Annotated in this window: 7 protein-coding genes, 1 tRNA gene and 1 pseudogene; 7 read left to right on the top strand and 2 right to left on the bottom strand. The window is 71.5% G+C overall.

From position 1 onward, the window contains the following. Nucleotides 1-460 precede the first annotated feature (460 nt). Both ACFQ6S_RS19075 and ACFQ6S_RS19070 read left to right on the top strand, forming a co-directional pair. Nucleotides 461-694 carry a hypothetical protein gene (locus ACFQ6S_RS19075; protein ID WP_003976229.1) on the top strand — a complete coding sequence of 78 codons (234 nt, stop codon included), beginning with the start codon at nt 461-463 and terminating at the stop codon, nt 692-694. 123 nt (nt 695-817) lie between these two features. After that, a tRNA-Ala gene (locus ACFQ6S_RS19070) sits at nt 818-890 on the top strand. 94 nt (nt 891-984) lie between these two features. On the opposite strand, the gene ACFQ6S_RS19065 is transcribed toward ACFQ6S_RS19070, so the two are convergent. Continuing rightward, a complete protein-coding gene (locus tag ACFQ6S_RS19065; RefSeq protein WP_383410633.1) occupies nt 985-2,595 on the bottom strand; it encodes an NADH-ubiquinone oxidoreductase-F iron-sulfur binding region domain-containing protein in 1,611 nt (536 codons plus the stop codon). After that, nucleotides 2,592-3,932, bottom strand: a complete 1,341-nt coding sequence (locus ACFQ6S_RS19060; protein ID WP_383410630.1) for a cytochrome b/b6 domain-containing protein — start codon at nt 3,930-3,932, stop codon at nt 2,592-2,594. The genes ACFQ6S_RS19065 and ACFQ6S_RS19060 overlap by 4 nt, the downstream gene beginning before the upstream one ends. 470 nt (nt 3,933-4,402) lie before the next feature. On the opposite strand from ACFQ6S_RS19060, the gene leuS reads away from it, so the two are divergent. From leuS to ACFQ6S_RS19035, 5 genes and pseudogenes are all read left to right on the top strand, one after another. Further along, the gene (gene leuS / locus ACFQ6S_RS19055) at nt 4,403-7,276 is read left to right on the top strand and encodes a leucine--tRNA ligase (protein ID WP_383410627.1); all 2,874 of its coding nucleotides are present in this window, start codon (nt 4,403-4,405) and stop codon (nt 7,274-7,276) included. 150 nt (nt 7,277-7,426) lie between these two features. Beyond that, complete coding sequence (locus ACFQ6S_RS19050) at nt 7,427-8,263, top strand: hypothetical protein (protein ID WP_383410624.1); 837 nt, start codon at nt 7,427-7,429, stop codon at nt 8,261-8,263. A gap of 93 nt (nt 8,264-8,356) precedes the next feature. Beyond that, entirely contained in the window at nt 8,357-9,202 is an 846-nt protein-coding gene (locus tag ACFQ6S_RS19045) for a DegV family protein (protein WP_383410622.1), read from the top strand. Between the two features lie 155 nt (nt 9,203-9,357). Continuing rightward, nucleotides 9,358-10,408: pseudogene (locus ACFQ6S_RS19040) on the top strand (helix-hairpin-helix domain-containing protein). After that, nucleotides 10,405-13,158 carry a ComEC/Rec2 family competence protein gene (locus ACFQ6S_RS19035; protein ID WP_383410619.1) on the top strand — a complete coding sequence of 918 codons (2,754 nt, stop codon included), beginning with the start codon at nt 10,405-10,407 and terminating at the stop codon, nt 13,156-13,158. The pseudogene ACFQ6S_RS19040 and the gene ACFQ6S_RS19035 overlap by 4 nt, the downstream one beginning before the upstream one ends. Nucleotides 13,159-13,160: the final 2 nt, after the last annotated feature.

The following is a 13,160-nucleotide window of genomic DNA, read 5'->3' as shown; positions in this document are numbered from 1 at the left end:
TCTGGTATCCGCACCGGGTGTCCCGATCAACGGCCGGGCTCGCGTGGCCGGTTCGCACGTGTTGTCGACCCGCGTCGAACTGTTCCGGTCCGACTTGAGTGACTTGGGCCCCGGAGGCGTATACCTCTCAGGAGGCGCTGTGGGGTGCATGTTCGCGCGGTTCGTACGGCCGTGGAGGCTGCTGTGTCCGGACTGGTACTGAGGCGTCGCTGACCGTATTGGCCCGGCCGTGGCAGAATCAAACGGCCGGAAGGGGGCGCGGCCCTGACGGGAGGGAGTGGTGATGCCTGCGTGCATCCTCGAAGAGGTCGGTCACCTCTTCGATGCAGCATTGACACGGGATACGATCACCCGCCTCAGCTGCCCTTCCTGCGGCTCCGTCCATGTCGCCCAGCTGCTCGGTGACAACGGCGGAATTTCCTACGTGTGCACGGCCTGCGGCCACAGCTGGAGCTGATCGATGGGTGCACACAGGCGAAAGTGCGACTGGTGCGGCAGCGGTACGCCGATCGTCCGTGACATGGAACCGGTGAACCCCGACTACCAGTACTGGTGCGAGGAATGCGCGCGGGCGCTGATCATAAAAGGCGACCCGATCGAGACCTACCGTGAACTCGAGGGTGAACCGATCTACGGCCGCCTCCTCGAAGAACACTGCACGCTCAAGCGCTTCTATTCCTTCGTCACGGCTTGATCCGCGGGTCGAAAATTCCGACATTTCGGGTCGTACTGCCCTGGAAGGTAAACGATTTGGTGCTGTCCCCGGTCGACCGGTAATGTTGGCGTCGCCGCCGGGGAAACCTGGCGGACCAAGCAAGGGGCTATAGCTCAGTTGGTAGAGCGCCTGCATGGCATGCAGGAGGTCAGGAGTTCAATTCTCCTTAGCTCCACAGCAAGATCCCGCCGGATGGAATCCGGCGGGATCTTTTTCGTGGGCGAACACCGCGGGTTCCAGGGGCCGTCCCGTTGGACGGCCCCTGAGTCTCAGCGGCCCAGGGCGCGCCTGCCGCGGCCCTGGGAGAGGACCGGCAGGTTGCGGGACGACTCCTGCGCGCGGGTGTCCTCCTCCAGGCGCAGGGCGAGGGCGGGGCAACGGCGCACCGCGCGCAGGGCCTTGGCCTCGGCGTAGCGCGGGACCATCGCCTGGGCGACGGTGGGGAAGCCGTCGGCGCCCAGTTGGAAGACCTCCGGGAGGATGTCCGCGCACAGGCCATGGCCGCGGCACAGCGTCCAGTCGACGTAGATCTTCTGACGGCTGGGGCCGTTCTCATCCGACTCGGCGCCGCCCGGGATGCCCGACGGGGCCCTGCCGCCCTCGAAGAGCGGCAGAACGCCCTCCACGGGCCGTCCGCAGCCGTTGCCGAGGACATGCGCCGCGAGGTCGTCGGTGAACGCCTTGATGGTCGACTCCAGGAACATCGCGGAGCCGTCCGGGTGCGAACACGCGCCGCGCCGCTTCACGTTCTTGGCGACCTGCTTGAGGGCCTCCAGGGCGGCCGGGCCGCCGCCGTTGAGGATGTCCTCCAGGCCGCGCGCGGCGGCCGGCAGGCCGAGGTAGCAGGGGCCGCACTGGCCCGCGCTCTCCTCGGCCAGCCACTGCGCCACCCGCAGCGACTCGCCCAGCGGGCAGGTCTCCTGAGTGATCGGCAGGATCGCGCCGGCGCCGAGCGCGCCGCCCACCGCGTCCAGGGAGTTGCGCGAGACGATCGCCTCGTTGACCGTGGCCGCGTCGATCCACTTGCCGTGGTAGCCGCCGGTCAGCACGCCCTGCGGCACCGGCGGGGCGCCGGCGAGCTGGAGGACGTAGCGCAGCGGCACACCGGTGGGGACCTCGATGACCATCGGGCGGGCGACCGCGCCGGAGACCGTGAGCATGACGGTGCCCGGCTCGTCGTACAGGCCGGTGTTGCCGTAGCGCTCCGGGCCGATGCGGGCGGCGATGGCCAGCTGGGCGAAGGTCTCGGCGTTGGACAGCAGGGTCGGGGCGCCGCCGACGCCGTTCTGTGAGGCGCTGACCTTGCGGCCGGCCGGGATCGCCGGGCCGCCGTCGATGGAGCGGATCACGGAGGCGGCGGCGCCGGTGACCATGCGCACCGGGTTGCGCTGGACGAAGGCGCGCAGCGCGGACCGACGGCTGTTGCTGAGGCCGCGTTCGGCGAGGGCGGCCTCCATGGAGCGCTGGGTGGACTCCCGGGTGACCGCGATCACGAGCGTGCGGGCACCCAGGGCCTCGGCGCACAGCAGCGCCCCGTCCAGGATGAGATGGGGGGCACGGTTGATCATCACCGTGTCCTTGCGGCAGGCCGGTTCGTCCTCACTGCCGTTGACCACGACCACTGGCCGTACCCCGCGCTTGATCGCGGACTCGGCGACCGCGCGCAGCTTCTTGTGGAAGGGGAAGCCCGCGCCGCCGCGGCCCTTCAGGCTGATGTTCTCGGCGAGCTTCGCGAGTTGCTCGCCGCCCATCGGTTCGAGCGGCCCGTGCACCTTGAGATGCATGGGCAGATCGAGTCTCTCGACAAGGTCGAAGCCCGACGTGAGCTGGGGAAGTCCGACCACGCGGACTTCTGGTACGTCGGGCAGGGCCTCGTTCACTTAAAGCCTCCGGAAGGCGTGTTCCAAGGTTCGCCCGAACCCGGTGCGTCGAAGTCGTAGGAGGCACCGGGGAATGTCTCAGTGGCGGGACCGCTGTTGTTGTACGTGTCGTTCTGGTTGTACGTACCGAAGACGGCGTTTGTCTCAGCGGTGTCATACACATCACTCGAGCCGTAGCCCGCAGCGCCGGAGTCATAGCCCTGGGTGCCCGGATTGCCATAGGCGGGGATGTTGTATCCCGTGTCGTTCAGGGGGTCGTAGGAGGACGGGGGCGCCTCGCCGACCGGCGGCGGGGAAGGGATGGGCCAGTTGCCGGTGCTGCTGCCCCCGCTGCCGTCGACGCGCGGGATCGCTTCCGTCGGCTGCATGTCCATGGGCAGGTCCATGCGTGAGGTCTGGTCCGCGTACGGCTGCTGTTGCCGGGCGCGGGAGTGGGGTGAGACGGCTCGGTAGGCGGCGGCGAAACCGCCCGTGGTCTCCGCGGCGGAGGGCGCCTGGGAGGGCATGCCGGGCAGCGGTCCGGTGCGGTCGTCGCGCCTTCCCCGCTCCGGGCGCTGGTTCTCGTAGCCCGGCAGGGAGGACCCGGACGCCGCCCTGGCGCGGCTCTCCTCCAGGTCCTCGCGGGCCCCCGGCTCGTTGCCGATGAGCTGCGCGAGCCGGTCGGCGACCTTGCGCTTGACCGGGCGCGGGGAGGCGCGCAGGGCGAGGGCGGCGGCGACGGCGACGACGCAGAGTTCGTAGCTGACCATGAAGAAGGTCTTCGCCGGGCGGCCGGCGAACAGGCCGTGGATCAGGGCAGCGCACCAGGCCGGGTAGGCCAGCATGTGCATCGCGCGCCAGCGCGCGGCGACCGGTGCGGGGGAGGCGAACTGGTTGCGCAGCGCGCCGGTGACGCCGACGAAGATCATGAGCAGGGCGGCCAGGGAGCCCAGGCCGATCAGGAAGGCGCTGCCCGGGATCTCGCTGCCGCCGGCGAACACCAGGCTGAAGGGGATCAGCGCGGCGATCGGGCTGGCGTGGTCCAGCGCCAGCTTGACGCCGATGTGCACCAGGAGGAACGCGATCGAGGCGACCGCGGTGACCCGGTGGATGCCCTGCGCGATGATCCGCTGGCGGGTGTTGAGGATCATGCGGTCCTGGGCGACGAGGCCCCAGATCACCGAGCAGGTGAGGCAGACGAGCGACAGGACGCCGGCTCCGAAGTTGAGGAACTCCTGGAGCCAGGTGCCTCCGAGCAGCACGACCAGGGGTATGAGCAGCAGAACAGCAGCGGTCGCCACCCCAGAGGCCGACCGGCCCGTCCTGGGGAGCGAACTGTTACTACGACGAGGGTTCATGGGGGCAACTCCGAGCGGTTCGGGAAGGCGGTCCCGCTGCCGCACTCTAAGTGGCTCCATACCGGGGGGTACGGCGTTTGAGTTATTGCGTTGTTATCTACGGGCTGCGAGTGGCGGGCGATGTCCCTTAGCGACTGTTACGCCAGGTAACAATTGAACGTTGCTCAGCTTTTCGAGGTCTTCACAACTCTCAGGTACGGAAGAGGGGGCGCGGTTGTTCATGTGTGAGCCCCCTCGTGAGCGCCGTCATGCGCCCCACGGAAGTCCGTCGCGGCCCGCTCCGGCGCTGCGGTACCCTGACGCCATGCGTGCCGTACGCCTTCTGCTTAGCGGGCCGCGCTGATCAGTCCCGACCACCGGGCGAACCGGATGGTCGGAATCGGCGCGGCGTCCCCTCCTGTGCGAGGGGATTTTTCGTTTCCAGAGAACCGCAGCCGCTGGCAGAGACGATCGATGGAGCTTTGAGGATCATGAGCGAGACGAACCCCGCTGCCACCGCCGAGGTGGCCGCGCCGCACCGCTACACGGCCGCCATGGCGGCCGAGATCGAGGCACGCTGGCAGGACTTCTGGGACGTCGACGGCACGTACGCGGCGCCGAACCCCAAGGGTGACCTGGCGGGCGACCCCGCGCTGGTCGCCAAGCCCAAGAAGTTCATCATGGACATGTTCCCGTACCCCTCCGGTGCGGGCCTGCACGTCGGCCATCCCCTGGGCTACATCGCCACCGACGTCTTCGCGCGCTTCCAGCGCATGACCGGCCACAACGTGCTGCACACCCTGGGCTTCGACGCCTTCGGCCTGCCCGCCGAGCAGTACGCCGTGCAGACCGGCACGCACCCGCGTGTCTCCACCGAGGCCAACATCGAGAACATGAAGGTCCAGCTGCGCCGGCTGGGCCTGGGTCACGACAAGCGCCGGTCCTTCGCCACGATCGACCCGGACTACTACAAGTGGACCCAGTGGATCTTCCTGCAGATCTTCAACTCCTGGTACGACGACGAGGCGGACAAGGCCCGGCCGATCGCCGAGCTGGTCGCCGCCTTCGAGTCGGGTGAGCGTGCCGTACCGGGGCACACGCGCGCGTGGAGTGAGCTGACCGAGGCCGAGCGCGCCGACGTCCTGGGCGAGTTCCGCCTGGCCTACGCCTCCGACTCCCCGGTCAACTGGTGCCCCGGGCTGGGCACCGTGCTGGCCAACGAGGAGGTCACCGCCGACGGCCGCTCCGAGCGCGGCAACTTCCCGGTCTTCAAGGCCAAGCTGCGCCAGTGGAACATGCGGATCACCGCCTACGCCGACCGGCTGCTGGACGACCTGGACGAGCTGGACTGGCCCGAGGCCATCAAGCTGCAGCAGCGCAACTGGATCGGCCGCTCCGAGGGCGCCCGCGTCGACTTCCCCGTGGACGGCGAGCGCATCACGGTCTTCACCACGCGCCCCGACACCCTGTTCGGCGCGACCTACATGGTGCTGGCGCCCGAGCACCCGCTGGTCGAGAAGTTCACCCCGGACGCCTGGCCCGAGGGCACGCACGACGTGTGGACCGGCGGTCACGCGACCCCGGCCGAGGCCGTCGCCGCCTACCGCGCGCAGGCCGCCTCCAAGTCCGACGTCGAGCGCCAGGCCGAGGCCAAGGACAAGACCGGCGTCTTCATCGGCTCGTACGCGACCAACCCGGTCAACGGCGAGCAGGTCCCCGTCTTCATCGCCGACTACGTCCTGATGGGCTACGGCACCGGCGCGATCATGGCCGTTCCGGCGGGTGACCAGCGTGACTTCGAGTTCGCGCGCGCCTTCGAGCTGCCGATCGTCTGCATCGTCGAGCCGACGGACGGGCGGGGCACGGACACCTCGACGTGGGAGAACGCCTTCGGGTCGTACGACGCGAAGATCATCAACTCCTCCAACGGCGACATCTCCCTGGACGGCCTGGGCGTGGCCGAGGCCAAGGCGCGCATCACCGACTGGCTGGAGCGGTCCGGTGTCGGCGAGGGCACGGTCAACTTCCGGCTGCGCGACTGGCTGTTCAGCCGCCAGCGCTACTGGGGCGAGCCCTTCCCGATCGTCTACGACGAGGACGGCATCGCCCACGCGCTGCCCGAGTCGATGCTGCCGCTGGAGCTGCCCGAGGTCGAGGACTACAGCCCGCGCACCTTCGACCCGGACGACGCCGACACCCAGCCCGAGACGCCGCTGTCGCGCAACGAGGACTGGGTCAACGTCACGCTGGACCTGGGCGACGGCCCGAAGCGCTACCGGCGTGAGACCAACACCATGCCCAACTGGGCCGGTTCCTGCTGGTACGAGCTGCGCTACCTGGACCCGCACAACAGCGAGAAGCTGGTCGACCCGGAGATCGAGCAGTACTGGATGGGCCCGCGCGAGGGCCAGCCGCACGGCGGCGTCGACCTGTACGTCGGCGGCGCCGAGCACGCGGTGCTGCACCTGCTGTATGCGCGCTTCTGGTCCAAGGTGCTGTTCGACCTGGGCCACGTCTCCTCCGCGGAGCCGTTCCACAAGCTGTTCAACCAGGGCATGATCCAGGCCTACGTCTACCGGGACAGTCGTGGCATCGCGGTGCCGGCCGCAGAGGTGGAGGAGCGCGACGGCGCGTACCACTACCAGGGCGAGAAGGTCTCCCGGCTGCTGGGCAAGATGGGCAAGTCCCTGAAGAACGCGGTCACTCCGGACGAGATCTGCGCGGAGTACGGCGCCGACACGCTGCGCCTGTACGAGATGGCGATGGGCCCGCTGGACGTCTCCCGACCGTGGGACACGCGCGCGGTGGTCGGCCAGTTCCGGCTGCTGCAGCGGCTGTGGCGCAACGTCGTCGACGAGACGACCGGCGAGGTGACGGTCGCCGATGCCGAGCCCGACGAGGACACGCTGCGTGCCCTGCACAAGGCGATCGACGGGGTGCGCGGGGACCTGGAGGGCATGCGGTTCAACACGGCCATCGCCAAGGTCACCGAGCTGAACAACCACCTGACGAAGGCGGGCGGCACGGTACCGCGCTCGGTCGCCGAGTCGCTGGTGCTGATGGCCGCGCCGCTGGCCCCGCACATCGCCGAGGAGCTGTGGCGCAAGCTGGGCCGTACCGACTCGGTGGTCCACCAGGACTTCCCGGTCGCCGACCCGGCCTACGTCGTGGACGAGACCGTGACCTGCGTCGTGCAGATCAAGGGCAAGGTCAAGGCCCGCCTGGAGGTCTCGCCGGCCATCTCCGAGGAGGAGCTGGAGAAGGTCGCGCTGTCCGACGAGAAGGTCGTGGCGGCGCTGGACGGGGCCGGGATCCGGAAGGTGATCGTGCGGGCGCCGAAGCTGGTGAACATCGTTCCGGCGTAGGACTTCGGCGGCGGATGCTCCGGGTGATCTTGGCTCGGGGTGATCCCCTACGGGCAGGTTCGGGGTTTCTCTGGAACTCCGGGCCTGCCCGCTGCGTTTACCGTTGAAGAGTGAGGCGGCGTGAGGCGCCGCCGGTCGGAGGAGGAGCTCGTGGAAGCAGTGATCGCAGTCTTCGCCCTGCTCTTCGTGCTTTTCGTCGTGCTCGGCGCGTACGCCACGGTCAAGGTGGTCGGCGCGGCCAAGCGCCGGGTGGACGAGACGATCACACACGCGCGGCGCACGGTCGAGGACCACACGCTGCGGGCCAAGTCCTTCGCCCAGACCGGCCCGGCCGGCGAGATCGCCCAGCTGCGGCTGAAGCTGCGCACCTCCATGCGGTCCACGCAGGACGCCCTGCACGCGGGCGCGACCGAGGACGAGTCCCTCAAGGAGTCCCTCGGCCTCTTCGACCGCCTCAGCGCACACGGGCACGAACTGGACGCCGAACTCCGCCGCCTGGAGTCCGAGCCGGACCGCGCGACCCTCACCGAGCGGCTGCCCGACCTGCGCGAGCGCACCGAGCGCATCGTCCAGGCCGCCGACTCCCTGCGCTGGGCGGCCCGCGACCGCGCGAGCCGTTTCGCCGACGACGACCTGGACAGCCTCAGCGCACAGATCGACGTGGAGACCGGCGCCCTGCGGCACTGGCAGACGACGGAGTCCCCGACGACGGGGACCTCGGCGACCGGATCCGCGACGGCCGAGCCTGCGGCGACACCTACCTCGACCTCGACCACCGGATCCTCGTCGTCGGAGCGTCCGGCGTCGACGCCGCCCCCGTGGCCGGAGGCACCCGCCACCGACTCCGGCACGACGACCGAGCAGACCTGGCCGGACACCCCTCAGTCGCAGCGGGCCGAGGAGCCCACACGGCCCGCCATCAACCCGCCCGGACCTCGCCCGACGTATCCCTGGCAGAAGAAACCCCGCCCGGAGAGCACGACTTGAGCCCGCGTGACCACGAGCCGCTCCGGTCAAGGCTTCACCGGCTGAGCGGGGTCGGGCTGCCGCCCGGGCACTACGCCAGGTAACCTCCAGCTCATGTCCCGCCATGTCGCTATCGTCACCGATTCAACGGCCTACCTGCCGCCCCGGACGATGGAGCGCCACGGCATCACAGCGGTACCCCTGACCGTGGTCGTAGGCGGCCGGGCGCTGGACGAGGGCACCGAGATCTCCACCCGTTCCCTCGCCCAGGCGTTGCAGAAGCGACGTCCCGTCACCACCTCCCGCCCCAGCCCCGAGGTCTTCGCGGAGCACTACCGCAAGGTCGCCGAGGCGGGCGCCACCGGCATCGTCTCCCTGCACCTGTCCGCCGAACTCTCCGGCACCTACGACGCGGCGGTCCTCGCGGCGCGCGAGGCTCCGGTGCCGGTGCGAGTGGTGGACACGGGGATGGTCGCCATGGCGCTCGGGTTCTGCGCGCTCGCCGCGGCGGAGGCGGCGGAGACGGGCGGCACGGTGGACGAGGCCGTCACGGCCGCCGAGAAGCGGGCCGGGGGCACGGCCGCCTACTTCTACGTCGACACCCTCGACTATCTGCGTCGCGGCGGCCGTATCGGCGCCGCACAGGCCCTGCTGGGCTCCGCGCTCGCGGTGAAGCCGCTGCTGCAGCTGGAGGGCGGCCGGATCGGCCCGCTGGAGAAGGTGCGGACGGCGTCCAAGGCGATCGCCCGCCTGGAGGAGATCGCGGCCGACCGGGCGGGCAGCGCACCGGTCGACATCGCGGTCCACCATCTCTCCGCTCCCGACCGGGCGTCGGCGCTGGCGGATCGTTTGCGGGCGCGGGTGCCGGGGCTGGCGGATCTGCATGTGAGCGAGGTGGGGGCGGTGATCGGGGCGCATACCGGGCCCGGGTTGCTGGGCGTTGTGGTTTCGCCTCGTTGAGCGGTCTGCGAACGGCCTGCTGATGGGCTTGCCGACCTGCCTGTTGGGTGGGTGTGTCACTCGTGTGGGTGGCGGGGTTATCCACAACTGGGCGGTAATCCCCGGGAATTGAGCAAGATCATCGCGGGTGTGGCGAGGTGTCCGATCCTCGTCGCATGGCACTTCGATCACGTACACGCACAGCCACGACGACGGTGAGCAGTGGGCCCGGCCGCGGCCGGTACTCCGACGGCCGGGTCCGCCACCGGCGCGGCGCTCAGGTCCGAGGGAGGGCCCGGCAGCGCCATGCCTCGGCTGAGGAGTTGCGGCGCCGGGCGGAGGTGATCTTCGCCGAACGGACGGGGGAGTGGAGGGAGTCGGGGGCGGGGCCACCGGCTCGGGGGGAGGGAGCTCGTCCCGGGGAGGCTGAGGGGGTTCACGAGGCCGAGGCCGGGACTGGGGCCGGCGCTGATTCCGGGCGCGCTGAGCTGGGCGGCGCGGGGGACTGGCAGGCGCGGGCCGGGCTGGCTTTGCGGGAGCGGATGCCGGTGTGGTTGCAGGCGCGATGCGGGCTGGAGCGGGCGGAGCGTGGTCGCGCTCACCGTGGTGCTCGTCCTCGCCGCCGGTTTCGCGATGCAGCACTTCTGGGCCGGGCGGGCACAGCCCGTGCGGGCACCCGAGGTGGTGCGGGCGGCGGCTCCTTACGGCGGAGGGGAGCAGGGCGGGGAGGCCGGCGCGACCGCATCGGGTGCCGGTGCGCAGGGTGTCGCAGCCACGGCCGCGGCCGAGATCGTGGTGGACGTCGGCGGCAAGGTGCGCGAGCCGGGGATCCATCGGCTGCCGGCGGGCTCGCGCGTCGCGGACGCTCTGCGCGCGGCGGGCGGGGTGCGTCCCGGCACGAACACCGACAGTCTCAACCGGGCCCGGTTCCTGGTGGACGGCGAGCAGGTGATCGTCGGCGCTCCGGCCGCCCTGCCCGGGACCGCTCCGGGCGCGGGCACGGGCGGCGCTGCGGCTCCAGGCGCCGCACCCACCGCGCCGGTCTCCCTCAACACCGCCACCGTGGACCAGCTCGACACCCTCCCCGGCGTCGGACCGGTGCTGGCCCAGCACATCATCGACTACCGCACCCAGCACAGCGGCTTCCGCTCGGTGGACGAGCTGCGCGAGGTCAACGGCATCGGCGATCGCCGTTTCGCCGATCTGCAGAATCTCGTACGGCCATGAGGCACGAAGGCCGCGACTTCCGAGCCTCCGACCTCGCCCCCACCCGTACCGCTGTCCACGCCGAGTCCGGACGACGTCTCGGCGCCGCACACCCCCGGCAGGAAGGACCGACGGACCTACGCCTCGTCCCACCGGCGCTCGCCGCCTGGGCAACGGCGGCGCTGATGCTGGACGCCGCGCCGGAGTGGGTGACCGGCACGGCGGTGGTCTGTCTGCTGGCGGCGGGCGTGCTGCTGCTGATGCGGCGGGGTGGGACGGGCGCTGGTCGGCCCGCCGGGGCCGGGGCGGATTCCCGACCGGAGACCCGACCGGATTCTCGACCGGGTCGGCTCACCAGACCGCGTAAGCAGACCTCGCTGCCCGCACGCATGACCTGGCCCCGTACCTCCGTCGCCGCTCTGCTCCTCTGCGTGGCCGCGGCCGCCGCTTCCGCGGCGCTGCACGGGGCCGATCTGCGGCGTGGGCCGGTGCCGGGGCTGGCGCGGGAGTACGCCACGGTGACCGCAGAGGTCGAGCTCACCGCCGACCCCCGGCTCACCCGGCCCCGGGTCAAGGGCAATCACATGGCCCCGACCTCCGTGCTGATCGACGCGGACGTACGCCGCGTCGAGAAGGCGGACGGCACGGCGGTGGTGACGCGGGCACCGGTGCTGATGATCGTCGACGCGGACAGAGGGCCCTTGGGCGACGCAGACGAGTCGCCGCGCGACGCGGACAGGGGGCCCTTGGGCGACGCAGACGAGTCGCCGCGCGACGCGGACAGGGGGCCCTCGGGTGACGCAGACGAGCCGCCGCGGTCTTCCTCCGTCGCCCGCCCCTCACCCTGGCTGAACCTCCTCCCCTCCACCCGTCTGCGGGTGACCGCGCGGCTTGCGCCCGCCCTGTCCGGCGGGGACCGGATCGCGGCCGTGCTGAGGGTGCGGGACGCCTTCGCGCCGCAGGTCGTGGGGGAGCCGTCGGCGGCGCAGCGACTGGCGGGGCGATTGCGCGGTGGGCTTCGTGAGGCGACCGACGGGCTGCCGGCGGATACGAGGGCGTTGCTGCCGGGGCTGGTCGTCGGGGACACCTCGCGGATCACCCCGGAGCTGGACGAGGCGTTCAAGGAGACCGACCTCACGCACACGCTCGCCGTCTCCGGCAGCAACCTCACGATCATCCTGGCCCTGCTGATCGGCCCGCCCGGCCTGGCGCAACGGGCCGAGCGCCGTGGGCTCGCACCGCGCCTCGGCGTCTCGCTGCGGGCGACCGCGCTGCTCGGCGGAGCGCTCACCCTCGGGTTCGTCATCGTGTGCCGGCCGGACCCGAGTGTGCTGCGGGCCGCGGCCTGCGGGGCCGTCGCACTGCTCGCCCTGGCGACCGGGCGCCGCAGATCGCTGATCCCGGCGCTGGCGACGGCCGTACTGCTGCTGGTCCTGTACGACCCGTGGCTGGCCCGCAGCTACGGCTTCCTGCTCTCCGTCCTGGCGACGGGCGCCCTGCTCACCCTCGCGCCCCGGTGGAGCGCGGCGCTGCGCAGACGGCGGGTGCCGCCGAGGCTGGCCGAGGCGCTGGCGGCCGCTGCTGCCGCGCAGGCGCTGTGCGCGCCGGTCGTGGCGGTGCTGTCGGCCCGGGTGAGCCTGGTGGCGGTGCCCTGCAATCTGCTCGCGGAGTTCGCCATCGCGCCGGCCACGGTGCTGGGCTTCGCGGCGCTGGCCACGGCACCGGTGGCGATGCCGGTGTCCAAGGCCCTGGCCTGGTGCGCGAGTTGGCCGGCCGGGTGGATCGCGGACATCGCCCGGACCGGCGCCGCACTGCCCGGCGCGGGAGTGGACTGGCCCGGCAGCTGGACCGGGGCGGCGCTGCTGGCCCTGGCCACGGTGGTCGTCCTGCTCGTCGGCCGTCGGCTGCTGCGGCACCCCTGGTGGTGCGGTCTCTGCGGGGCGCTGGTTCTGCTGGCGGTGGTACAGCCACCACCCCTGACCAGGGTCGTCACGGGGTGGCCGCCGCCGGGGTGGCGGTTCGCGATGTGCGACGTCGGCCAGGGAGATGCGACGGTGCTCGCGGCGGGCGAGGGGACGGGCGTGGTCGTGGACGCCGGCCCCGATCCGACGCTGGTCGACCGCTGCCTGCGCACGCTGGGCATCAAGAGGATCCCGCTCGTCGTGCTGACCCACTTCCACGCCGACCATGTGGCGGGCCTGCCCGGCGTTCTGCGCGGTCGAGAGGTGGGCGCGATCGAGACGACGGGGCATGAAGAGCCGGAGGACCAGGCGGAGTTCGTGCGAAGGGAGGCGGCCGCCCGGCGCATTCCCGTGACGCGGGCCGCGGCCGGGGAGGAGCGGCGTGCCGGCTCGCTGAGCTGGCAGGTGCTGTGGCCGCCACCGCACCCGGCCCTGACCCCGGACGGCCCGAACGACGCCAGCGTCACCCTGCTCGCCCGGTCGGCGGGGCTGCGGCTGCTGCTGCTCGGTGATCTGGAACCCCCGGCCCAGCGCGCGCTGTTGAGATCGCCGGCGGCGGCGGTGCTGGGCGGCGTGGACGTGCTGAAGGTCGCCCACCACGGCTCGGCGTACCAGGACCCGGAGCTCATACGCCGCGCGGCGCCGAGGCTGGCGTTGATCTCCTGCGGGGAGGACAACCCGTACGGGCACCCGGCCCCCGGCACCGTGGCGGCGCTGCGGGCGCAGGGCGCGGTGGTGCTGCGGACGGACGAGGACGGCGCGATCGCGGTCGCGGGTGCGGGCGCGGAGCTCGCCGTGGCGGGAGACTGAGG

Source organism: Streptomyces sp. NPDC056479 (genome assembly GCF_042795335.1).
Classification (GTDB): Bacteria; Actinomycetota; Actinomycetes; order Streptomycetales; family Streptomycetaceae; genus Streptomyces.
The sequence above is the reverse complement of the archived record's forward strand: the minus strand, read 5'-3'. Positions and strand labels throughout refer to the sequence as shown.